The sequence below is a fragment of the Streptomyces sp. NPDC046909 genome (genome assembly GCF_040644695.1).
Classification (GTDB): Bacteria; Actinomycetota; Actinomycetes; order Streptomycetales; family Streptomycetaceae; genus Streptomyces.
On the sequence record NZ_JBEYXC010000019.1, the window covers coordinates 155007 to 176533 of the forward strand.

Below are 21527 nucleotides of genomic sequence, written 5' to 3' on the forward strand. Positions count from 1 at the left end.
CCTTACCCGCGGCGGACGCTGACGCCGCCCAGCAGCCCCCACGCGTCGATCCGGACCGTCGGGCCGTCGGGCTCGCTCGGGCCGTCGTCCTTGACGCCGCCCAGGCGGATGCCGTGGACGTCGACCCGGACCTCGGGGCGGACCCGGAGGCGGACGCCGCCGATGATGCTCAGCTTGGTGATGCGGAGTTCGGCGCCGTCCGGGATGTCGATGTCGGTGAGGTCGATGTCGGCGCCGCCGATGAGGGAGGCGGTGAGGGTGCGCTCATGGAGGGTCTCGCCCTTGAGGCGGTGACCGCCGATGAGGCTCACCTTGATGTCGGTCTTCTCCGGCTGCTGCGCTCCGTTGGTCTTCGTCATGGGGATGAAGGTAGGTCCGGACGATGACGTTCCCCCAGTGTCCGGCGTCCGGCTTCCGGCATGACAGGTGTCATACGGACGACGGCGAGCCGGACGGCGGAGAGCCGGACGATAGCGAGCCGGGCGATGGCGAACCGGCCGACCAGGGCCGGCCCTCCATGAGGTCCCCCAGCCCCGCCCACGCGAAGTTCATCAGCGTCGCCGCCGCCTGCTTCGCGGTGACGCCGGGGGTGGTGTTGGCCCAGGCGGCCAGTGACTCGGCGGCCCCGACGAGCGCCTCGGCGAGCCCGGCGACCTCCCGCTCGGGAAGGTCGGGGTCCCGGTGGGCCTCGCGCGCCGCGACGACGATCAACTGCGTCACGAACGCGACGATCTCCTCCCGCATCTCGGCGACCTCGGCGGCGAAGGGCTCCCCGTGCGTACGGGCCTGGAGATGCAGCACAGACCAGGCGTCCGGGTTCCGCGCGGTGTGCGTGAAGAACGCCAGCAGGCCTTCCCAGAGTTGGCGGTCGGCGGGCAGGTCGGTGTGCACGCCGACCCTGATGGCCTCGGTGAGCGCCTTGGCCTCGCGCCGGATGCACGCGGTGAACAGATCTTCCTTCGAATTCAGGTACAGATACACCAACGGCTTGGACACCCCCGCCAGTTCGGCGATCTCATCCATCGACGCGGCCATGTACCCCCGCTGCCCGAAGGTCCGCACGGCGGCATCCAGCATCTGCTGCTCCCGCACCGCCCGCGGCATCCGCTTGCTCTTCACGGCACCCATGGGGCAAGCCTACGGTCGGAGTTCGGAGAAATTTCCCTCCGCGACGGCGGACTCCCCCCTCGGCGTCGTATAACCCGGTGAGCACACTGTGCGCCCGGACTCCGTCCGGTGGACCGGGTCAGCCGGTCCTACTGCCAGGACCCCGATCGAAGGGGTAGGCATGCTCCAGGTCTGCTCTCTTCCCAGCAAGTTATCCATTCCAACGAGCAGTTCGGTTCTGCTGAAGATCGGAGAGGTCCGGTGAGTCCGGACGACACCGAGCGGACTTTCACCGAGTTCGTCAGGTCGTACAGCACGAGGCTGTACGCGATCGCCTACCGCCGCTGCGGCAACAGGCAACTCGCGGACGACATACTTCAGACCGCCTTCGTCAGGGTGTGGAAGGCGTGGCCGAACTTGATGCACCTGAGGGATCAGGAGACCGTTCCTCTCGGATACGTGCACACCGCGATCCGCAATCTCGTGGTCGACCACCACCGTGCGGCCGAACGCCGCCCGGAGTCACCGTGGGAGGACGAGAGGGACGGCCAGTCTCCGGCTGCGTGCGATGTCGCGGAGGAAGCCGTCTTCCGCGCCATGGGGCACGAGTTGTGGGCTGCCGTGGCGATGCTGGACGAAACCCAGCAGGGCCTGATCGATCTCATCTACGTCGGACAGTCGTCGACCGCCGCCGCGGGCCGGGCACTCGGGCTCACGGAGACGACCGCCCGCAGATATCACGAAGCCGCGTTGTCCCGCCTCCGCGAGATGATCGGCTGTGACACCGAGGAGGACCAGGTTTGATGGACGCCGAGAAGCGTCTGCGCCTGGCCGCCGAATCCCTGAACAGGGAAGCCCTCGGGTTCGATGCCGAAGCCTTCACGCACCGCGTGCTGGGAAGGCTCGGCATCAAGCCCTCCGACGAGGGCTGCGCTGGGGATTCCGCGCTCCGGACCGGTCACACACCAGTGGCCGGCCCGGAGAGGGGCGGAAGGCGCAGAAAGAGTGACGCGGAGGAAGCGCGTCACAGGGAGTTCTTCGAACTGGAGCTGGAAGAACTCCGGAGCAACACCACTCTGCACACGGAACCGCGGGTACTTCGCCGCATTGCCGAGCTCACCGAGCTTCTCAACACGGGGCGAGAAGCTCGGGCCTGGTGGTACCGGGCCGCGCAGGCGGGAGATCAACTCGCGGTTCTGACTGTTGCCGAGTGGAACGGGGGTAAGGCGGAGGGAAGGCAGACTCACCGCCAGTTGGATCACGACTCCTCCTGAGAGGGGTCAGGGCGCGGTCCCGGTCCGGGGGTTCGGGACCGCGCCCGTCATCTACCCGCTTATCCCGAAGGGAGTGAAACCCCTGTGTTCGTGGGCCTGTTGAGCGCCGCCGTCGCCATCACCCTCACCGTCGTCGGCTGGGAACTGACCCGCCGGCTGCGCCGTCGCGACCAGGAACGCGCCGACCTCACCGAAGTGGACCGCCTGCTGCGGCGGCTCGGCGTACGGATACGCCTCCTCGACGACCAGGACGACGTCCTCACCGCCGCCTCCGAGGACTGCCGGACCCTGCGCTCCCTGAAGTACGAGCTGAGCGGTGTCGACCTGCCCGCGCTGCCGGAGGTGGGCACGGTCCTCGGGGCCGTCGTGGACCGCCTGGACGCCTTCCTCGGTACGGCCCTCCCGTCCCACCCGGCCGGTACGGGCACCCTCACACAGGCGAGGCAGCAGGGACGGGCCGCTCAGGAGGTCCTGTCGGCCGTGGACGACGCCCAGGACGTGGTGGGACGGCTCCGAGTCCGCTGACGAAGTTGATGAAGTAGACGAAGTTGACGAAGTTGCGGAAGCCGGAGTGCCGAGAACTCAGGAGGCCTGCGGCGCCTGATCGCCCTGTGCCCGTGCCGCGTCGTCGGCGATGTCCTCCTGGTTGCGGTTGGCCTCCAGGTTGGACTTCATGCGGTCGACGCGCTGGGCGACCTGGATGGAGGCGCGGTCGCGTTCCTTGCGGAGGGCGATGAAGCTGATGGGGGCGGAGATCACCAGGGAGAGCAGGACGACCCACATGCCGTTGGAGTCGCCGAGGCCGCGCGGGGCGACGCCGAGGTAGACGAGGCCCCAGACGACCCCGAGGCAGCCCACGAAGATCCCGAGGCGCATCAGTGTGTAGCGGAGCATCTCAATCCACTCTTCCGTTCCGGCTGAAGGTCCCCTGACGGTCCCGTGAGGGTCCCAAAGGGCGCCTTCCAGTGAAGCACGGCCGGTATGCGATCTTGCAGGGGGTGCGTCCCACCGGTCCGGCTCAGGTCAGCGGCAGCCACATCATGATGTCGTCGCGGTAGTCGTCGGCGGAGACCCGCAGACCGCCCGGCACCCGGCCGACCTCCTTGTACCCGGCGGAGGCGTAGAACCGCTCCAGCCCCAGCCCGCCCCGGCACGTCAGCTTCAGCGCCTCCAGGCCGAACCCACGGGCATGCGTCTCCGCCTCCGCGAGCAGCGTCCGGCCGTGGCCGCCGCCCTGCAATGCCGGGTCGACCATCACGGTGTACAGCCAAGCGTAGTGGCTCTGGAGCCGGTGCGTGTTGAACCCGAAGAACGCCGTCGCCCGCAGCCGGCCCTCCGGGTCCAGACCGACGAGGAGACGATGCCGCCCCGCCGCGACCGACTCCTCGTACCGCTCCACCTCCGGACGTACCTCGTCATACGTCGTCGTACCCGTGAACCCGACCGCCCCACCCGCGTTGTTCACGGCCACCCACAGGTGCGTCAGCTGGTCGAGGAGGGTGGGGGTGAGGTCGGGGTCCAAGTGGTACGTGAGCTCCATGCCTCACGAGTCTAGGTCGCGCGCCGCCACCCGCAGATCGGAGACCAGTCCCTGATACGCGGCCTCGCGGTCGTCAGAGCGCAGCACCGAGGACGGATGCACGGTGGCCACCAACCGCTCCTCGCGCCCGTGGATCTCCCGCTCCAGCACCACACCGCGATCCTGGGTGACTCTGAACGAGGACCCAAGGAGCGCCTTCCCCGCCGTCGCCCCCAGGATCACTATCAACTCCGGCTCCACGACAGCCAGTTCCGCCGCCAGCCAAGGCGCACACGCGGTCATCTCACGGAGGCTCGGAGCCTTGTGAATACGTCGCTTACGAGGCTCGGCCCGGGTGAACTTGAAGTGCTTCACCGCGTTCGTGACATACGCGTCGCCGGGATCGATACCGGCCTCCGCGAGGGCACGGTCGAGAAGCTTCCCGGCAGGACCGACAAAGGGCTTCCCCTGCCGGTCCTCTTGATCACCAGGTTGCTCGCCGACAAGCATCAACCGAGCGCCGGCCTTCCCCTCCCCGAACACGGTCTGGCTGGCATCCCGATACAGCGGGCACCCCCGACACCCGGCAGCGGCACGACGAAGAGCGGGTAGTCCGCCACGCCGGGGCACGAAGGGCTCCGCTGTATAGGCACTCTCTGAAAGCACCGGCCCCGAGTACCCCCTTAGGGGCGCGGGACTGCATCAATTTGCGGCTACCGCCGCGTGGGCGCGACCAGCCCCCACATCGCCGCACCCGACAACGGCGCAATCACACCCGCATCGGCTGCGGCGACTCCCGACGCGCCGGATCCGGCCCGTCGTACTCCCGAATCACCTCGTACCGCGTATTCCGCTCCACCGGCCGGAACCCGGCGTCCCGGATCAGATCCAGCAGATCTTCCCGCGTCAGCTTGTTCGGCGTGCCGTAGTTGTCCGCGTCGTGGGTGATCTTGTACTCGACGACAGAGCCGTCCATGTCATCCGCACCGTGCTGCAACGCCAGCTGCGCGGTCTGGACGCCGTGCATGACCCAGAAGACCTTGACGTGCGGGACGTTGTCGAAGAGGAGACGGGAGACGGCGAAGGTCTTCAGAGCCTCCGCGCCGGTCGCCATCTGGGTACGGGCCTGCAAGCGATTCCGGACCTTGCCGTCCTTCACGTCCACGAAGTCGTGCTGGTACCGCAGCGGGATGAAGACCTGGAAGCCGCCGGTCTCGTCCTGGAGCTCGCGCAGCCGCAGCACGTGGTCCACGCGGTGCTTCGGCTCCTCGATGTGGCCGTAGAGCATGGTGGACGGGGTCTTCAGCCCCTTCTGGTGCGCCAGGCGGTGGATGCGCGACCAGTCCTCCCAGTGCGTCCGGTGGTCGACGATGTGCTGCCGGACCTCCCAGTCGAAGATCTCGGCGCCACCGCCGGTGAGGGACTCCAGACCGGCGTCGATGAGCTCGTCGAGGATCTCGCTCGCGCTCAGACCGCTGATCGTCTCGAAGTGGTGGATCTCCGTCGCCGTGAAGGCCTTGAGCGACACGTTCGGCAGCGCGGCCTTCAGTTCGCGCAGCGAGCGCGGGTAGTACCGCCACGGCAGGTTCGGGTGCAGCCCGTTCACGATGTGGAGCTCGGTGAGGTTCTCGCTCTCCATCTCCGTCGCGAGCTTCACCGCCTCCTCGATGCGCATCGTGTACGCGTCCTTCTCGCCCGGCTTGCGCTGGAAGGAGCAGTAGGCGCAGGACGCCGTGCACACGTTGGTCATGTTGAGGTGCCGGTTGACGTTGAAGTGGACGACGTCACCGTTCTTGCGGGTCCGCACCTCGTGCGCGAGGCCGCCCAGCCAGGCGAGGTCGTCCGACTCGTAGAGCGCGATGCCGTCCTCACGGGTCAGGCGAACACCCTCCCGTACCTTCTCCTCCAGCTCGCGCTTGAGCCCGACGTCCATGCCACAACCTTTCTACGACGACGTGTCCCACCGTACGTCCACGGACTCAGACCTCTTCGGGCAGCTCTCCGACGCGGTTCTCCCATTTCGTGGAGAGCACGATGGTCGTACGGGTCCGGGAGACGCCCTTGGTCCCGGACAGCCGCCGGATGATCTTCTCCAGGCCGTCCACGTCCGCCGCCCGCACCTTGAGCATGAACGAGTCGTCGCCGGCGATGAACCAGCAGTCCTCGATCTCGCCGAGGTCCTTGAGCCGGCGGGCCACGTCCTCGTGGTCGGCGGCGTCGGAGAGGGAGATGCCGATCAGCGCGGTGACGCCGAGGCCGAGCGAGGCGGAGTCGACGGTGGCGCGGTAACCGGTGATGACCCCGGCCGCCTCCAGCCGGTTGATGCGGTCGGTGACGCTGGGTCCCGACAGACCGACGAGGCGCCCCAGCTCCGCGTAGGAGGCCCGGCCGTTCTCCCTCAGGGCCTGGATGAGCTGCCTGTCCACCGCGTCCATGCGATCGAAGCCTTCCGCTGAAAGTTCCCGAAGTAGTGATGCGAAGTAGTGATGAGAGGTACTGCGACTTGCTCAGATGGCGTTCACGGCGTACGGGTTCCGCCGCCGAGTTCGCCCTTCCAGCGCTCATAGAGCCGGTGCTCGACACCCGCCGCGTCGAGGACCCGCCCGGCGACGAAGTCCACGAGGTCCTGGATGTGCGTCGCCCCCGCGTAGAAGGCGGGCGAGGCGGGCACCACGGTCGCGCCCGCGTCGTCCAGGGTCACCAGGTGCCGCAGGGTCTGGCCGTTCAAGGGGGTCTCCCGGACCGCCACCACCAGCTTGCGCCCCTCCTTGAGGGTCACGCTCGCCGCCCGCTGGAGCAGGTCCTTGGAGAGCCCGAGGGCGACACCGGCGACGCAGGCCGTCGAGGCGGGCACGATCAGCATCCCCTTCACGGGGTACGACCCCGAGGACGGCCCCGCGGCGAGGTCCCCGGCGGCCCAGTACCGCACCCGGTCGACGCCGGCGCCGACGTCGTAGCTGCCGGGCTTGCCGTCCGCGCCCCTGGCCAGCCATTCCCGCAGGTCGTCCTGCCAGTGCGCGTCCCGGAAGGAGATCCCCGTCTCGTCGAGGAGCGTGAGCCGCGAGGCCCGGCTGACGACCAGGTCGACGCTCTCACCGGCGTCGAGGAGCGCGCGCAGCACGGACGCGGCATACGGGGTGCCGGAGGCGCCGGACACCCCTACGATCCAAGGCGTACGCCGCGTCTCTCCTGGCTTGACTGGGTTCACACCCCCGAGCCTATCCGGCGTCACGGGGTGGGAACCGGTCGAGGGGGCCGGGGCGTTCGTCAAAGGGGAAGGGGGCTGCCATGACGGACAGCGGACTCGAGTGGTCACGAGGCGACCGGGCGAGGGCCGCGGCCAAGCTGATGCTGGGCTGGGTCGCGCTGCTGTGGCTGCTGGAGCTGGTCGACGTGGCGAGCGGGCACGCCCTGGACGGCCTCGGCATCGTCCCGCGTACGGGCTCCGAACTGATCGACGTGATCCCGGCGTCCTTCATCCACTTCGGCTGGGGCCACGTGGCCGCGAACACCGTCCCGCTGCTGGTCATGGGCTTCCTGGCGGCCCTGGGCGGCATCCGCCGCTTCCTCGCGGTCTCCGCCCTGATCATCGTGGCCGACGGCCTCGGCGTCTGGCTCATAGCCCCCGCCCACACCAACACGGCGGGCGCCTCGGGCCTGATCTTCGGCCTCTTCGGCTTCCTGCTGGTGAGCGGAGTCGTCGAACGCCGCCCACTGGGCATCCTGGTCGGGCTGCTGGTGGGCGCGGTCTGGGGCAGCTCCATCCTGATGGGCCTGGCGCCCACGCAGACGGGCGTCAGCTGGCAGGGTCACCTGCTGGGCCTGATCGCGGGCGTGGCGGCGGCGTTCGTGTTCCGCCGCCGGGCCACCACACCGGCGCTCACACCGTGAACGCCCCGGTCCTCACACCGTGAGGCCCCGCACCAGCAGATCCAGCAGCGCACACACGAACAGGGCGATCCCGATGAACCCGTTGACGCTGAAGAACGCCCTGTTCAGGCGGGACAGGTCATGGGGGCGGACGATGTTGTGCTCGTACACGAACGCGGCCGCGACGATCATCAGGCCGACCCAGAAGAAGCCGCCCGCGTCGGTCGCCACGGCGTACCAGACCAGCAGCCCCATGGTCAGGGCGTGGCACACCCGCGCGCCCCAGATCGCCGCCGGGATGCCGAAGCGGGCCGGGACCGACATGACGCCGACCTCGCGGTCCGTCTCGACATCCTGGCAGGCGTAGATCAGGTCGAAGCCGCCGATCCAGATGCCGACGGCGAGGCCGAGGAGGACCGCGTCCCAGGACCACTCGCCGGTGATGGCGAGCCAGCCGCCGACCGGGCCCATCGCCTGGGCGAGGCCGAGGATGGCCTGCGGGAAGTTCGTGAAGCGTTTGCCGTAGGGGTAGACCACCATCGGGATCACCGCGACCGGCGCCAGGGCCAGGCAGAGCGGGTTCAGCAGCGCCGCCGAGCCCAGGAAGATCACGACCGCGACCAGCGCGCCCGTCCAGGCGTGCTTCACGGACATCGCGCCGGTCACCAGCTCACGGTGGGCCGTCCGGGGGTTACGGGCGTCGATCTCGCGGTCGATGATCCGGTTGACCGCCATCGCGAAGGTCCGCAGACCGACCATGCAGATCGTCACCAGGAGCAGCCGGCCCCAGTGGATGTTCTCGTCCCACTCGTACATCGCGGTGAGCGCGGCGATGTACGCGAAGGGCAGCGCGAAGATCGAGTGCTCGATCATCACCAGACGCAGGAAGGCTTTCGTGCGTCCCGGCTGCGGGATCGCTGCGGAGGCGCTGCTCACAGGCCGTACTCCTTCCAGCGGCGGTCCACCTTCGCCGCCGTCTCCGGGTCGGACAAGACCATGTCCGGCCAGCCGCCGTCACGCGTGTAGCCCTCCTCGGGCCACTTCTTCGTGGCGTCGATCCCCGCCTTGCCGCCCCAGAACTGCTGGTAGGAGGCGTGGTCGAGATGGTCGACGGGACCCTCCACGACGCTCAGGTCGCGGGCGTAGTCCGTGTTGCCGAGTGCCCGCCACGCGACCTCGTGCAGGTCGTGGACGTCGCAGTCGGCGTCGACCACCACGATCAGCTTGGTCAGGGACATCATGTGGGCACCCCAGATCGCGTGCATCACCTTCTGGGCGTGCTTGGGGTACTTCTTGTCGATCGAGACGATCGCACAGTTGTGGAAGCCGCCCGCCTCGGGCAGGTGATAGTCCACGATGTCCGGCACGATGATCTTCAGGAGCGGCAGGAAGAAGCGCTCCGTCGCCCGGCCCAGCGGGCCGTCCTCCGTCGGGGGGCGGCCGACCACGATCGACTGGAGCAGCGGGCGCTTCCGCATCGTCACGCAGTCGATCTTCAGCGCGGGGAAGGGTTCCTGCGGGGTGTAGAAGCCGGTGTGGTCGCCGAAGGGGCCCTCCGGCAGCATCTCGCCCGGCTCCAGCCAGCCCTCGATCACCACCTCCGCCTGCGCGGGCACCTGGAGCGGCACGGTCTTGCAGTCGACCATCTCGATCCGCTTGCCCGCGATGAAGCCCGCGAAGAGGTACTCGTCGATGTCACCGGGCAGCGGGGCCGTCGACGCGTACGTCACCGCCGGCGGACACCCGAAGGCGATCGCGACCGGCAACCGCTCACCGCGCCTCGCCGCCACCTGGTAGTGGTTCCGGCTGTCCTTGTGGATCTGCCAGTGCATGCCGATCGTGCGCTTGTCGTGGCGCTGGAGGCGGTACAGGCCGAGGTTGCGGATACCGGATTCCGGGTCCTTGGTGTGCGTCAGACCGAGGTTGAAGAAGGAGCCGCCGTCCTGCGGCCAGGTGAACAGGGCGGGGAGCTGGTCGAGGTCGACGTCGTCGCCGTACAGCACCACCTCCTGCACCGGAGCGTCCCCGGACTTCACCTTCTTCGGCGGTACGTGCGTCATCGCGCCGAGCTTGCCGAAGGCCTCCCGTACGCCCACGAAGCCGTGCGGGAGTTCGGGGCGCAGCAGGCCGCCGATCTTCTCCGAGATCTCGGCGTACGACTTGAGGCCGAGGGCCTTGAGGAGGCGGCGGTCGGTGCCGAAGACGTTCATCGCGAGGGGCATCGCGGAGCCCTTCACGTTCTCGAAGAGCAGCGCCGGGCCCCCGGACTTCTGGACCCGGTCGACGATCTCCCCGACCTCCAGATAGGGATCCACCTCGGCCTTGACGCGCTTGAGGTCGCCCTCGCGTTCCAGGGCCCTGAGCAGGGAGCGAAGATCGTCGTAAGCCATGCGTTCCAGTATCGCCGAGGCCTCCGCGCCACCGACGCCCGCCCCGCACCGGGCACTCCTCGAATGGCCGGACCGGGTCAGTCCCCGTCCGGACGGACAGGCCCTAGTCCCGGTCCCGCTCGTGTTCCTCCCGCACGCGCTCCAGCCACTCGTCGTGCCGCCGCAGCCGGCCGCTCACCCAGCCGCCGGCCAGCAGCAGCCCGCCCACCGTGGCCAGCGGGGTCGCCAGTACCAGCGCGGTCACCGGGGCGGGCCAGTCGCGGTCGGCGGCGCAGCGGACGGCCTCGTCGTGGTCGTTGTCGAAGTCGAGGTAGACGCCCTCGCGGTCGGAGAAGGCCGGGGCGGAGCAGTCGACCTTCCAGTACGTCGACTCGTACGGCGTGAAGACCTGCCACGCCGCGTAGATCCACAGCAGCCCTGCGACGACGAGCAGGCCCGTGCCCCACGCCGAGAGGCGCTCCGCGCGGAGGCGGAAGTTCTGTTCAACGGCTGCCGGATGCATGTGCGCTCCCCCGAGTCGATCCACTGTCGATGCGTTGACGATGGGTTGTCGATGCGTTGTCGGTGCAGATTTTCCGCACCCGCTACCCTGTGCGCGTCACCGGGGTCGTCCCACGTCCCCGTCACCGTCTCCTGGGGGAACGCACCACCATGCTCAGGTATCTGCCCTACCTGCTGGTCCTGGCGCTGTGGATCTACGCCTTCATCGACTGCCTGAACACCCCGGAGGAGCAGGTCAAGGGCTTGCCGAAGGTGGTGTGGGTGATCATCGTGCTGCTCTTCGGCGAGGTGCTGATCGGCCCGGTCGCCTGGCTGGTGGCCGGTAAGCACCGGGGGCCCGTGAACCCCGACGGCTCCACCCCCTCCGAGTGGCACCGCAACCAGCGCACCGCCTTCGTCGCGCCGGACGACAATCCGGAGTTCCTCAAGTCCCTCGCGGAGGACAATAAGAAGGACGAGGCTCTTCTCAAGGACTGGGAGGCTGACCTCCGTCGCCGCGAGGAGGAGCTCCGCCGCAAGGAGTCCAAGGACAACGGCGAGGACCCCAAGGACAGCTGAGGGACGTCTGAATGGAACTGCGGCTGCTGGTCACCTTCGAGAAGGTCGCGACCGTCCTGAGCTTCACCCGGGCCGCCGCCGAGCTGAAGTACGCCCAGTCCAGCGTGACCAGCCAGATCCGCGCCCTGGAGGACTCCCTCGGCACCCCGCTCTTCGACCGGCTCGGCAGCCGCATCCGGCTGACGGAGGCCGGTGAGCGCCTCCTCCCCTACGCGCGGCAGATCATCGAGCTGAGCGAGGAGGCGCGGGCGGCGGTCGTCGGCGCGGAGGAGCCGTCGGGCGCGCTCGCCGTCGGGACGATGGAGTCGCTGACCTCGTACCGGCTGCCGCCGCTCCTGGAGCTGTTCCACCACCGCTATCCGAAGGTGCGGCTCTCCCTGCGCACGACGCTCGGCGACGAGACCCGGCAGGCGCTGCGGCAGGGGACGTACGACGTCGGCTTCCTGATGGAGCCGGAGACCGAGCACGCCGGGCTGGAGAGCCGGGTGCTCACGCCGGAGCCGCTGGTCCTGGTCGCCGCGCCCGGTCACCCCCTCGCCACCAGGAGCCCCGCGCTCAAGACGGAGGACCTCGCCGAGGTCCAGCTCGTCGGCACCGAACCGGGCTGCCCGTATCGCGACCTCTTCGAGTCCGAGCTCGCCCATCGCACCGGATCCCCGCCGCCCTTCATGGAGTTCGGGACGATCGAGGCGACCAAGCGGGGTGTGGCCGGCGGTCTCGGGATCGCGCTGCTGCCCCGGGTGACCGTCGGCGCGGAGCTGGCGTCCGGGGCGCTGGTCGAACTGCCCTGGGAACCGCCCTTCCAGCTGTACACACAGGTGGCGTGGCGGGCGGGGAAGCGCCTGCCACGCCAGCTGACGCTGTTCATCGAGGCTGCGGTGCGGCTGGTGCGGGAGCAGACGGCGTCGGACCGCTGACGACGGCCCGGGGCGCCGGTGACTTCTTGGCCAGCGTCACCTTCAGGCTGGCCAGCACGATCAGCGGGACGCCGAGTGCCTGGACGAGCCCGATGTGGTGGCCGTACACCGCCCAGTCCATGACCATCGCGACCGCCGGGTAGACGAAGGCGAGGACGGCGATCTTCGAGACCGGCAGCTTGGCGTAGGCGGCGTACATGAGGACGTACATCACGCCCGTGTGGAGGAAGCCGAGCCCGACCAGCCAGCCCCAGTCCACGCCCGTCCCGGCCATCGCGCCGAAGTCGGCGAAGGGGAGCAACAGGGGGATGCCGACGAGGACTTGGACGAGGGCGATGACGTGCGGGCGGACGCCGGTGACACGCTTGGTGACGAGGGTGGAGAGGCCGTAGAGGAGCGCGGCGAGCAACGCCTGCCCGACGCCCAGGACATACGGCCCGCCGCTGGTGAAGTCCCCTGGTGTGACGCCCGATACGAGGATCAGTCCCGCGAAGGCGAGGCCGATCCAGCCGACCTTCGCCGGGGTGACGCGCTCGCGGAAGAGCAGGGCGCCCAGGAGCACGACGTAGAACGGCTGGGTGTGGTAGACGACCGTCGCGACGGAGATCGAGGTGTTCTCGTACGACTCGAAGAGGAACACCCAGTTGAAGACGATGAAGACGCCGCCCAGGACGGCGAGTCCGAGGGTGCGCGGGGTGAAGCCGAGGCGGCGTTCGCGGAACCAGCCGCGGGCGAGGATGTAGCCGCCGAGCGCGAGGGCGCCGAACAGGACGCGGAAGAAGACGACGTTGAACGGCGAGGCGCCCGACTCGACGACGAAGACGCCGAGGGTGCCGGAGAGGATCATCGCGGCGGCCAGCTGGGCGGTGCCCTTGGTCTCGGCGCCGCCGCTGCCTGTGCGCTTGCTCTCTGAGGTCATGTCCACGAAGCTACGAGCGGGCGTCGGTGCTGGTCCACGGCCCAGTGGGGCGTCCTGCCGATGCCCCCATCGGTGCCGTCGATGCGTGCAGGTTGTACGCCGGTGAGGCTTCCGAAGCGGACAATGCGCCTCTGGGCGCGAAGGGGCCGGAACCGGACACTTGGCTCGCATGACGACAGCTCCGGCCGACTCCAGCACGGCCATCGCCCCCGCATACGGTGACAAGGTCATCGCCGTCGAGACGGCCGGTTCGGAACCGATCCCGGACGCCGAGCGGCACGGCACCCCGCTCCAGCTGCTCTGGACGTGGGCGTCCCCGAACATCGAGTTCGCGACGGTCTACATCGGCGTGATCTCGGTCCTCTTCTTCGGCCTGAGCTTCTGGCAGGCGACGGCCGCGCTGCTCCTGGGCACGGCACTGGGTTCGCTGACGCAGGGCATCCTGTCCCTTGACGGCCCGCGCTTCGGTGTCCCGCAGATGGCGATCGGCCGCTTCGCCTTCGGCTACCGGGGCAATCTGCTGCCGTCGGGCGTCAACGCCCTTGTGGCGGGCGTCGGCTGGTTCGCGGTGAACAGCGTCAGCGCGGCCTTCGCGCTGAACACCCTGACGGACCTGCGCCCGCTCCCCTCCCTCCTGATCGTGGTCGCGGCGGAGATCGTGATCGGCTTCATCGGCCACAACTTCGTCCACGCCTTCGAGAAGTACGCCTTCCCGGCACTGGCGGTGATCTTCCTGCTGGCCGGGGTGTGGACCTTCAAGGAGGCCAACCTGGGCGGCTCCTCGGGCGCGGGCGGCGGCATCGGCGGCTTCCTCCTCGCCTTCAGCACGGCCTGGGGCTACGCGGCCGGCTGGAACCCGGGCGCCTCGGACTACTCCCGCTACCTCCCCCGCACGGCGAACCGTCTGAAGACGATCGTCTACCCGGCGGTCGGCCTCTTCGTCTCGATCGCGATCGTCGCGGTGATCGGCGCGGCCTCGGCCACGATCGTCGCCCCCGAGGGCGCCACCCCGACGGCCGCCTTCACGGGTCATCTCCCGGGCTGGCTCAGCAACTTGGTCCTGCTGGCCATCATCCTGGGCGCGATCTCCGCGAACGCCCTGAACGTCTACTCGTCCGCCATGTCGATCACCTCGCTCGGCCTGAAGCTCCCGCCGTGGCTCGGCCGCAGCGCCATCGTCGTCCTCGCCGGTGTCGCCGGTACGGCGGCGGCGTGGGCGTCCCTGTCCGACGCGGGGCACGCCTACGAGGCGTTCCTGCTGGTCATCGCGTACTGGGTGGGACCGTGGCTCGGCGTGGTGCTGGTCGAGCGCTGGCTCCAGGCCCGTACCCCGGTGGACGAACTGGCGGCCCGCCTGAACGACCGCGCCTTCTCCAACTGGCCCGGCATCGCTTCCCTGTTGATCGGCATCGCGGTGTCGGTCCCCCTCTTCTCCAACCAGGAGAAGTACGTCGGCTGGGTGCCGGAGAAGTGGGCGTCGTTCGGTGACATCACGTGCCTGGTCGGGTTCGTGGTGAGCGCCGGGCTGTACTGGGTGCTGCGGAAGTCGGACCGGGCGGTTCAGCCGACGGTTCAGCCGACGTCGGCCTGAGCCTGCTCGACGTGCTCCACCTTGATGTACCGAGGGCCGAACTCCTTCTTCACGAGGGGTTCGGCCTTCTTCGGGTCGTCGACCCCCACCCGCACGAACCCCCGCTCGTCCACGCCGACTTCACAGAGCTGAAAGGTCCCGTCCCAGCGGTTCATGTCCTCGCTGATGCGGTCCGCGAGGGCGTCGAGGGTCTTGCGGTTCACGTCGGCGGGGTGGAGCCGGAGCGTCACGCCCTTCTCGGCGGCGTCGCACGCGGCGGTGTCGAAGCGGTCGGAGGAGGGGATGCGCCAGATGTCGGCGGCGTTGGCGTCCTCGTCGACGCCCATGCCCGTGAAGACGTCGGCGTGCTCCCCCGCGGCCAGCTTGTCGAGCCGCACGAGGGTCCGCTCCAGCGGGGGTTCCTCCGGGTCGGCGTCCGGGGGCGCCGGGAGGGTGCCGACGCACCAGTCCTCGGCAGGGGGCGACGGGGAGAAGCTCGCGGCGACGTCCACGTCCGCATGCCCGGTCTCCAGCGCGTCGATGTACAGAGCCGACGCCACCACCACACCGGCGGTGGCCACGGCCGCCACGATCCAGCTGCGGTTCCTCATGCCTCTCCGACGCCGGAACGGGCCGGAAGGTTCATCAGGAGCCGGGTTGATCAGGCGCCGGGTTGATCAGGGCATGGTGCCCTCGCGCAGCACCAGCTCCAGCAGCCCCGGGAACCGCGCGTCGAACTCCGCCCGCCGCAGCCGGTTGACCCGCCTGGCCCCCTCGTCCCGCTGCTCCACCAGCCCCGCCGCGCGCAGCACCGCGAAGTGGTGGCTCTTGGCGGCCTTCCCGACGGGCACGTCGAAGGTGCCGCAGCTGCGGGTCCAGTCCTCGGATGCGGCCAACTCCCGTACCAGCTGCGCCCGTACGGGATCGGCGAGCGCGGCGAGAGCCGTGAGGACGGGGACGTCGTCGGGGTGGGTGTGCTCGGGTGCGGCGCGGTGACTGGTGGTGGCCATGACGGGGTGGTCCTTCCGTATGCCGCTTGCCGAGTGTTCGATGAAAACCATACACTCGCGAGTGTTCGCTTTTCATTGAACACTCATGGCTGAGGTGTGGCATGCGCGCAGTGGAGATCAAGGCATACGGCGGTCCCGAGGTGCTCCAGGTCGTCGACGTGGACGTCCCCGAGCCCGGCCCCGGCCAGGTGAGCGTCGATGTCGCCTACGCCGGGATCAACTTCGCCGACCTCAAGGCGAGGGAGACCGGCTACCGGGTGCCGTCCCTCCCTTTCCGGCCGGGCCTTGAGGTCTCCGGCCGCGTACGGGCCCTCGGCGCGGGCGTCACCGGGCTCACCGTCGGACAGGAGGTCGCCGCACTGAGCGCCGGCGGCGCCTACGCCGAGGTCGTCGTCACGGACGCGGCCACCGTCTTCCCGGTCCCCTCCGGCGTCGGCCTCCGCACCGCCGCGACCCTCCCGACGGTCCTGCCGACGTCGTACGCCCTCGTCCATTCCGTCGGCCGCCTCCAGCCGGGCGAGACGGTCCTCGTGCAGGGCGCCGCCGGCGGCATCGGCACGGTCGCCGGGCAGCTGGCGAAGGCGGCCGGGGCGACGGTCCTCGGGGTGGTGTCGAGCGCGGGGAAGGCCGGGTTCGCGAAGGAGCACGGGGCGTACGACGAGGTGTTCGTCGGCGACTTCGAGAAGGCCGTACGGGACGCCACCGACGGCCGTGGCGCCGACCTCGCCCTCGACCCCGTCGGCGGCGACACCTTCCGCGCCTCACTCGCCTCGCTGGCGGTCTTCGGGCGCCTCGTCTCCTTCGGCAACGCGAGCGGCGCCGCCGCGTGGAGCGTCGGCCAGCCCGAACTCTTCCCGTACGGCGTCACGGTCGGCGGCTTCTCCATCCTCACCCTCGCCCAGACCGCCCCCGCCGAACTGCGGTCCCTGGCCGAGCGGGCGTTCGCGAAGGTGGCCGACGGGACCGTCACCCTCCCCGTCACCGCCGAGTTCGGGCTGGCGGAGGCGGCGGAGGCCCACCGGCTGATGGGGTCACGGACGAGCACGGGGAAGCTGCTGCTGGCGGTGGGCGGCTGAGGATGGGCGAGTGACGGGCACCACTCCCCATCGGGGTTTGCATGACCATGCACGCTGATGCATAATCTTCCTATGTCCAAGGTCCTCACCTCCCTGCCCGCCGGCGAGCGCGTCGGCATCGCCTTCTCGGGCGGCCTCGACACCTCCGTCGCGGTCGCGTGGATGCGTGACAAGGGCGCCGTCCCGTGCACGTACACGGCCGACATCGGCCAGTACGACGAGCCCGACATCGCCTCGGTGCCCGGCCGCGCCAAGACCTACGGCGCCGAGATCGCGCGCCTGGTCGACTGCCGCGCCGCGCTGGTCGAGGAGGGCCTGGCCGCGCTGACGTGCGGCGCGTTCCACATCCGCTCCGGCGGCCGGGCGTACTTCAACACCACCCCCCTCGGCCGTGCCGTCACCGGCACGCTGCTGGTGCGGGCGATGCTGGAGGACAACGTCCAGATCTGGGGCGACGGCTCGACCTACAAGGGCAACGACATCGAGCGGTTCTACCGCTACGGCCTGCTCGCCAACCCCCACCTGCGGATCTACAAGCCCTGGCTGGACGCGGCGTTCGTGACCGAGCTCGGCGGCCGCAAGGAGATGTCCGAGTGGCTGGTCGCCCACCAGCTCCCCTACCGGGACTCCACGGAGAAGGCGTACTCCACCGACGCCAACATCTGGGGCGCCACGCACGAGGCGAAGACCCTGGAGCACCTCGACACCGGCCTTGAGACCGTCGAGCCGATCATGGGCGTCAAGTTCTGGGACCCCTCGGTCGAGATCGCCGCCGAGGACGTCACCATCGGCTTCGAGCAGGGCCGCCCGGTCACCATCAACGGCAAGGAGTTCGCCTCCGCCGTCGACCTGGTCCTGGAGGCCAACGCCATCGGCGGCCGGCACGGCCTGGGCATGTCCGACCAGATCGAGAACCGGATCATCGAGGCCAAGAGCCGCGGCATCTACGAGGCCCCGGGCATGGCCCTCCTCCACGCCGCGTACGAGCGCCTCGTCAACGCCATCCATAACGAGGACACCCTCGCCCAGTACCACAACGAGGGCCGCCGCCTCGGCCGCCTGATGTACGAGGGCCGCTGGCTGGACCCGCAGTCCCTGATGATCCGCGAGTCCCTTCAGCGCTGGGTCGGCGCGGCCGTGACCGGCGAGGTCACCCTCCGCCTCCGCCGCGGCGAGGACTACTCGATCCTCGACACCACGGGCCCGGCGTTCTCGTACCACCCCGACAAGCTCTCCATGGAGCGCACCGAGGACTCGGCCTTCGGCCCCGTCGACCGCATCGGCCAGCTCACCATGCGCAACCTCGACATCGCCGACTCCCGCGCCAAGCTGGAGCAGTACGCCGGCCTCGGCCTCATCGGCACCGGCAGCCCCACCATCGGCGCCTCCCAGGCAGCGGCGACGGGCCTCATCGGCACCATGCCGGAACTCCCCGAGGGCGGCGCGGAGGTCATCGCGTCGCGGGGCGAGGTCTCCGAGGAGGACGCCCTGCTGGACCGGGCGGCGATGGAGCTGGGCACGGACTGAGGAAACACGGGCAAGAGAAAGGCCGGTCGGAAACCCCGACCGGCCTTTCCGCATTCCCCACGCTAGGCAGACCCCTTAAGGGGCGCGGGGCTGTGTTGAATGTGCGGCTGCCGCCGCGCGAGCGCGACCAGCCCCGACGGCGCCGCACCCGCCCGCCCACGAACCACCCGATGCGCGCAGGCGGCCGCCAGCAACTCCCCCAGCAGATCCGGATCCCCTATCTCCAACCCCAACAACGACTCGATCCGCTCCAACCGCTGATAGAGCGACTGACGCCCGATATGCAGCAGAGCCGCCGTCCGCGTAGGCGAGCACCCGTTCCGCAGATGCACCTCCAACGTCCGCACAAGGTCACTCGCATGCGCGGCCTCCCACTCCAGCAACGGCCCCAGCGCATGCTGCACCAACCGGGCCAACCGATCCTGGTTCGCATCGATCCCGCCGCGCGTCAGCTCCCGCTCCAGGGCCAGGGCCCGCGACGAGGTCACCAACGGCCCCTCGGGCGCCCCCGGCTCCGCCGCCGGAACGGTCAACGCCAGCTCCAACGTCGTACGGGCCGCCCGCAGCGTGTCGCTCCACCGCAGCCACCCGCTCCCCACGGCGACGGCATGCCCGACAGCGACGGTGAGCCCGGGTTCCGCGGCGCTGCCGAACGCGTCCTGGACCCCGCGGATGGGGTCACCGGACCGGGTCCCGGGCAACGCCACCAGCCCCAGCACATCCCCCGGGAACACCGCCCGCAGCACACTCGCCCCGCCCAGCACCCGCACCGCCCGGTCCACCACCCCCGCGTCCCGCGCCCCGTGCACCGACACCCCGATCAGCCGCGCCCCCGGCCCCGGATGGAACCCGGCGAGCGCCGCCCGTGCCTCGACCTCGGGCTGGTTCAGCGCCGCCCGGTCGGCGAGATCGGCCAGCAGCGCCGCCGTATGGTCGTCGCCCCAGGGCCGTACGACGACCGACCGCCCGGACAGCCCCCGCGCCACGATGGCCCGGTTGGCGGCCTCGGTGATCCGTACGAAGGGCACGACCCGGTGCATGGCGAGGAGCGGCAGCTCCAGGCGGCGGGCCTCGTCGACCACCTCGGCGGGCATGGCGGGCAGGGACCGCCCGACCTCCACCGCGAGCCCGGCGGCGCCCCTGGCGGCCAGCTCACGGACGTACCGGCGCCTGACCTCCTCGTCGGCGTCCGTCAGACCGAAGCCGTTGGTCAGCAGCAGTTCCCCGCCGTCGAGGAAGTTCGCGCCCTCGTAGACCTCGCTGGAGTGCACCCAGCGGACGGGCCGGTCGAGACCGCCCGCGCCCGCCAGCAGCTCGGGCTCGGTCGCGCGGACGGGGTCGAGGGCGAGGACTTCGCGGAGGGTGAGTGCGGGCACGGGAGCCTCCAGGGCGCTGACAATTCGTCCGGCTGCGGGCTGCGGGGAGAGTACTTTCCGCACGTTGCCCTCGTGTTTCGGCCACAGGAGAGTGGACGCATGGACCTTTTCCGTACGTGGCTCGCCACCGCCGTCGAGGAGGCCCGCGCCGGGCTCGCCGAGGGCGGGATCCCGATCGGCGCCGCGCTCTACGGCACCGACGGCACCCTGCTCGGCCGCGGCCACAACCGGCGCGTCCAGGACGGCGACCCCTCCATGCACGCGGAGACGGCGGCGTTCCGGGCGGCGGGACGGCAGCGCTCGTATCGCGGTACGACGATGGTGACGACCCTCTCACCCTGCTGGTACTGCTCCGGACTGGTCCGGCAGTTCGGCATCTCCCGGGTGGTGGTCGGCGAGGCGACCACCTTCCACGGCGGGCACGACTGGCTCGCCGAACACGGCGTGGAGATCGTGCTCCTGGACGACCCGGAGTGCACCGACCTGATGCGCGACTTCATCAAGAACAACCCGGCACTGTGGAATGAGGACATCGGTGACTGACGCGAACGAGCCCCGCATCCCCACGATCGATCTGAGGCCCTGGATCGAGGGCGACCCCGAGGCCCGCGCCACGATCGCCCGCACCCTCGACGAGGCCCTTCAGACCGCCGGGTTCTTCCTGGTCACCGGGCACGGGGTGGACCCGGCGCTGCGGGCGGCCATCCGGGAGGCGGCCCGGACCTTCTTCCGGATGCCCGTCGACGTCAAGGAGCCCTACACCGCGAAGGTCGGCGGGCGGGGGTGGCTGGGCCCGGGCGCCGAGGCCAACGGTTACTCGGAGGGTACGGAGACCCCGCCGGACCTCAAGGAGTCCCTCACCTTCGCTACGCACGACCCCTTCGACGACCCGGTGATCAACGCCGAGTGGTACGCGCCCAACATCTGGCCGGCCGAGGTGCCGGAACTCCAGACCCTGTGCGAGGAGTACCTGGCGCGGATGGGCGAGCTGGAGAACCAGCTCCTGGACCTCCTGGGGGTGGCCCTGGGCCTCGAACACGACTTCTTCTCACGGCACATGGACCACCCGACGTACGGCTTCAACATCAACTGGTACCCGGGGACCGAGGTCATGGGCGAGCCCGCCCCCGGCCAGTTCCGCATCGGCCCGCACACCGACTTCGGCACGGTGACGATCCTCGACCGGCAGGCGGGCAAGGGCGGGTTGCAGGTGTACACCGACGAGGGCGGCTGGGAGGACGCGCCCTTCGACCCGGACGCCTTCACCATCAACATCGGCGACCTGATGGCCCGTTGGACGGGCGACCGCTGGCGCTCCGGCCGCCACCGCGTCCTCCCGCCCCCGGCCGACGCCCCCGCCGAGGAACTGATGTCCCTCGTCTACTTCGGCGAGTGCACCCCGGGCACGGTGGTGGAGTCGGTACCGGCTCCGGTGGGACGGGTGGCGTACGAGCCGTTCGACTCGCATGTGTATCTGCGGGAGAAGCTGGACTCGATCACGGTCGACTAGCCCTCGAACAGCTCGATCAGCCTCTCGAAGCGGGCCCTCCAACGCGGCTCGGACTCCTCCTCGCCCTGATATTCGTGGGTGAAGCGCAGGACCGTACCGTCGTCCCCGTCCCGCTCCAGATGGAAACGGACCCGGTCGCCGTCCGCCACCGTGTACTCGGCGACCCGGTCCACGTCCCACGCGGTGATCCGCCCGCTCCCCAGCTCACGCAGCGTGACCGCGCCGCCGAGCCGGGGTTCCAGGACATCGGCGGCGGTGAACCATCCCGCGAGCCCCTCCGGGGTGGCCACCGCCTCCCAGACCCTCTCCATGGGCCGGGGCACGCGCACCAGGAAATGCAGGATGTGCGTGTTCCCATGGGTCTGGCTGGTGCCCTGCTCGATGGAACCGGTCATAGCACCAG

General features: G+C 69.9%; 27 protein-coding genes. 11 read left to right on the forward strand and 16 right to left on the reverse strand.

Annotated features, from left to right (window positions below):
* Positions 1 to 2: 2 nt before the first annotated feature.
* Both ABZ928_RS43870 and ABZ928_RS43875 read right to left on the reverse strand, forming a co-directional pair.
* Complete coding sequence (locus tag ABZ928_RS43870) at positions 3 to 359, reverse strand: hypothetical protein (RefSeq protein ID WP_361532338.1); 357 nt, start codon at positions 357 to 359, stop codon at positions 3 to 5.
* 70 nt (positions 360 to 429) lie between these two features.
* The gene (locus tag ABZ928_RS43875; RefSeq protein WP_361532341.1) at positions 430 to 1128 is read right to left on the reverse strand and encodes a TetR/AcrR family transcriptional regulator; all 699 of its coding nucleotides are present in this window, start codon (positions 1126 to 1128) and stop codon (positions 430 to 432) included.
* A gap of 240 nt (positions 1129 to 1368) precedes the next feature.
* Between ABZ928_RS43875 and ABZ928_RS43880 the strand changes: the two genes are divergently transcribed.
* From ABZ928_RS43880 to ABZ928_RS43890, 3 genes are all read left to right on the forward strand, one after another.
* Positions 1369 to 1911: a sigma-70 family RNA polymerase sigma factor gene (locus ABZ928_RS43880; protein ID WP_361532344.1), complete on the forward strand. Its 543-nt coding sequence runs from the start codon at positions 1369 to 1371 to the stop codon at positions 1909 to 1911.
* Positions 1911 to 2381, forward strand: coding sequence for a hypothetical protein (locus ABZ928_RS43885; RefSeq protein ID WP_361532347.1), 471 nt, complete (start codon positions 1911 to 1913; stop codon positions 2379 to 2381). The genes ABZ928_RS43880 and ABZ928_RS43885 overlap by 1 nt, the downstream gene beginning before the upstream one ends.
* A gap of 84 nt (positions 2382 to 2465) precedes the next feature.
* Positions 2466 to 2906 carry a hypothetical protein gene (locus ABZ928_RS43890; protein WP_361532350.1) on the forward strand — a complete coding sequence of 147 codons (441 nt, stop codon included), beginning with the start codon at positions 2466 to 2468 and terminating at the stop codon, positions 2904 to 2906.
* A 57-nt stretch (positions 2907 to 2963) separates the two neighbouring features.
* Here the strand turns inward: ABZ928_RS43890 and ABZ928_RS43895 are convergent, their stop codons facing one another.
* The 6 genes from ABZ928_RS43895 to ABZ928_RS43920 form a co-directional block, all read right to left on the reverse strand.
* Positions 2964 to 3275 carry a DUF4229 domain-containing protein gene (locus tag ABZ928_RS43895; protein ID WP_361532353.1) on the reverse strand — a complete coding sequence of 104 codons (312 nt, stop codon included), beginning with the start codon at positions 3273 to 3275 and terminating at the stop codon, positions 2964 to 2966.
* A 124-nt stretch (positions 3276 to 3399) separates the two neighbouring features.
* Positions 3400 to 3921: a GNAT family N-acetyltransferase gene (locus ABZ928_RS43900; protein WP_361532356.1), complete on the reverse strand. Its 522-nt coding sequence runs from the start codon at positions 3919 to 3921 to the stop codon at positions 3400 to 3402.
* A 3-nt stretch (positions 3922 to 3924) separates the two neighbouring features.
* A complete protein-coding gene (locus ABZ928_RS43905) occupies positions 3925 to 4566 on the reverse strand; it encodes a UdgX family uracil-DNA binding protein (protein ID WP_361532359.1) in 642 nt (213 codons plus the stop codon).
* A gap of 103 nt (positions 4567 to 4669) precedes the next feature.
* Complete coding sequence (gene mqnE / locus ABZ928_RS43910; protein ID WP_361532362.1) at positions 4670 to 5833, reverse strand: aminofutalosine synthase MqnE; 1164 nt, start codon at positions 5831 to 5833, stop codon at positions 4670 to 4672.
* A 46-nt stretch (positions 5834 to 5879) separates the two neighbouring features.
* Positions 5880 to 6335 (reverse strand): Lrp/AsnC family transcriptional regulator, encoded by a 456-nt coding sequence (locus tag ABZ928_RS43915; protein WP_361532365.1) that lies wholly within the window; start codon positions 6333 to 6335, stop codon positions 5880 to 5882.
* An 83-nt stretch (positions 6336 to 6418) separates the two neighbouring features.
* Positions 6419 to 7108, reverse strand: coding sequence for a UbiX family flavin prenyltransferase (locus ABZ928_RS43920; RefSeq protein ID WP_361532368.1), 690 nt, complete (start codon positions 7106 to 7108; stop codon positions 6419 to 6421).
* Positions 7109 to 7188: 80 nt separating this feature from the next.
* On the opposite strand from ABZ928_RS43920, the gene ABZ928_RS43925 reads away from it, so the two are divergent.
* A complete protein-coding gene (locus ABZ928_RS43925; protein ID WP_361532371.1) occupies positions 7189 to 7791 on the forward strand; it encodes a rhomboid family intramembrane serine protease in 603 nt (200 codons plus the stop codon).
* Positions 7792 to 7803: 12 nt separating this feature from the next.
* Here ABZ928_RS43925 and mqnP read toward each other — a convergent pair whose 3' ends face one another.
* The 3 genes from mqnP to ABZ928_RS43940 form a co-directional block, all read right to left on the reverse strand.
* The gene (mqnP, locus tag ABZ928_RS43930; protein ID WP_361532374.1) at positions 7804 to 8706 is read right to left on the reverse strand and encodes a menaquinone biosynthesis prenyltransferase MqnP; all 903 of its coding nucleotides are present in this window, start codon (positions 8704 to 8706) and stop codon (positions 7804 to 7806) included.
* Positions 8703 to 10160 carry a menaquinone biosynthesis decarboxylase gene (locus ABZ928_RS43935; protein WP_361532377.1) on the reverse strand — a complete coding sequence of 486 codons (1458 nt, stop codon included), beginning with the start codon at positions 10158 to 10160 and terminating at the stop codon, positions 8703 to 8705. The genes mqnP and ABZ928_RS43935 overlap by 4 nt, the downstream gene beginning before the upstream one ends.
* Positions 10161 to 10263: 103 nt before the next feature.
* On the reverse strand, positions 10264 to 10662 hold the full coding sequence (locus ABZ928_RS43940) for a hypothetical protein (protein WP_361532380.1): 399 nt from the start codon (positions 10660 to 10662) through the stop codon (positions 10264 to 10266).
* A gap of 149 nt (positions 10663 to 10811) precedes the next feature.
* On the opposite strand from ABZ928_RS43940, the gene ABZ928_RS43945 reads away from it, so the two are divergent.
* The gene (locus ABZ928_RS43945) at positions 10812 to 11219 is read left to right on the forward strand and encodes a PLD nuclease N-terminal domain-containing protein (RefSeq protein WP_361532383.1); all 408 of its coding nucleotides are present in this window, start codon (positions 10812 to 10814) and stop codon (positions 11217 to 11219) included.
* An 11-nt stretch (positions 11220 to 11230) separates the two neighbouring features.
* Entirely contained in the window at positions 11231 to 12136 is a 906-nt protein-coding gene (locus tag ABZ928_RS43950; protein ID WP_361532386.1) for a LysR family transcriptional regulator, read from the forward strand.
* Here ABZ928_RS43950 and ABZ928_RS43955 read toward each other — a convergent pair.
* Positions 12084 to 13055, reverse strand: a complete 972-nt coding sequence (locus ABZ928_RS43955; protein WP_361532389.1) for a DMT family transporter — start codon at positions 13053 to 13055, stop codon at positions 12084 to 12086. The genes ABZ928_RS43950 and ABZ928_RS43955 overlap by 53 nt on opposite strands.
* 169 nt (positions 13056 to 13224) lie before the next feature.
* On the opposite strand from ABZ928_RS43955, the gene ABZ928_RS43960 reads away from it, so the two are divergent.
* A complete protein-coding gene (locus ABZ928_RS43960; RefSeq protein ID WP_361532392.1) occupies positions 13225 to 14646 on the forward strand; it encodes a cytosine permease in 1422 nt (473 codons plus the stop codon).
* Here the strand turns inward: ABZ928_RS43960 and ABZ928_RS43965 are convergent.
* Both ABZ928_RS43965 and ABZ928_RS43970 read right to left on the reverse strand, forming a co-directional pair.
* The gene (locus tag ABZ928_RS43965; protein WP_361532395.1) at positions 14628 to 15236 is read right to left on the reverse strand and encodes a hypothetical protein; all 609 of its coding nucleotides are present in this window, start codon (positions 15234 to 15236) and stop codon (positions 14628 to 14630) included. The genes ABZ928_RS43960 and ABZ928_RS43965 overlap by 19 nt on opposite strands.
* Before the next feature lie 66 nt (positions 15237 to 15302).
* Positions 15303 to 15635, reverse strand: coding sequence for a helix-turn-helix transcriptional regulator (locus ABZ928_RS43970; RefSeq protein ID WP_361532398.1), 333 nt, complete (start codon positions 15633 to 15635; stop codon positions 15303 to 15305).
* Between the two features lie 101 nt (positions 15636 to 15736).
* Between ABZ928_RS43970 and ABZ928_RS43975 the strand changes: the two genes are divergently transcribed.
* Complete coding sequence (locus ABZ928_RS43975; RefSeq protein WP_361532401.1) at positions 15737 to 16711, forward strand: zinc-binding dehydrogenase; 975 nt, start codon at positions 15737 to 15739, stop codon at positions 16709 to 16711.
* A gap of 72 nt (positions 16712 to 16783) precedes the next feature.
* Positions 16784 to 18238, forward strand: coding sequence for an argininosuccinate synthase (argG, locus tag ABZ928_RS43980; RefSeq protein WP_361532404.1), 1455 nt, complete (start codon positions 16784 to 16786; stop codon positions 18236 to 18238).
* A gap of 62 nt (positions 18239 to 18300) precedes the next feature.
* Here argG and ABZ928_RS43985 read toward each other — a convergent pair whose 3' ends face one another.
* A complete protein-coding gene (locus ABZ928_RS43985; RefSeq protein ID WP_361532407.1) occupies positions 18301 to 19614 on the reverse strand; it encodes a PucR family transcriptional regulator in 1314 nt (437 codons plus the stop codon).
* Positions 19615 to 19713: 99 nt separating this feature from the next.
* Here ABZ928_RS43985 and ABZ928_RS43990 point away from each other — a divergent pair, with 99 nt between their 5' ends.
* Positions 19714 to 20157 (forward strand): nucleoside deaminase, encoded by a 444-nt coding sequence (locus tag ABZ928_RS43990; RefSeq protein ID WP_361532410.1) that lies wholly within the window; start codon positions 19714 to 19716, stop codon positions 20155 to 20157.
* On the forward strand, positions 20150 to 21124 hold the full coding sequence (locus ABZ928_RS43995) for a 2-oxoglutarate and iron-dependent oxygenase domain-containing protein (RefSeq protein WP_361532413.1): 975 nt from the start codon (positions 20150 to 20152) through the stop codon (positions 21122 to 21124). The genes ABZ928_RS43990 and ABZ928_RS43995 overlap by 8 nt, the downstream gene beginning before the upstream one ends.
* Here the strand turns inward: ABZ928_RS43995 and ABZ928_RS44000 are convergent.
* A complete protein-coding gene (locus ABZ928_RS44000; RefSeq protein ID WP_361532416.1) occupies positions 21121 to 21519 on the reverse strand; it encodes an SRPBCC domain-containing protein in 399 nt (132 codons plus the stop codon). The two genes, ABZ928_RS43995 and ABZ928_RS44000, sit on opposite strands and share 4 nt — an antisense overlap.
* Positions 21520 to 21527: the final 8 nt, after the last annotated feature.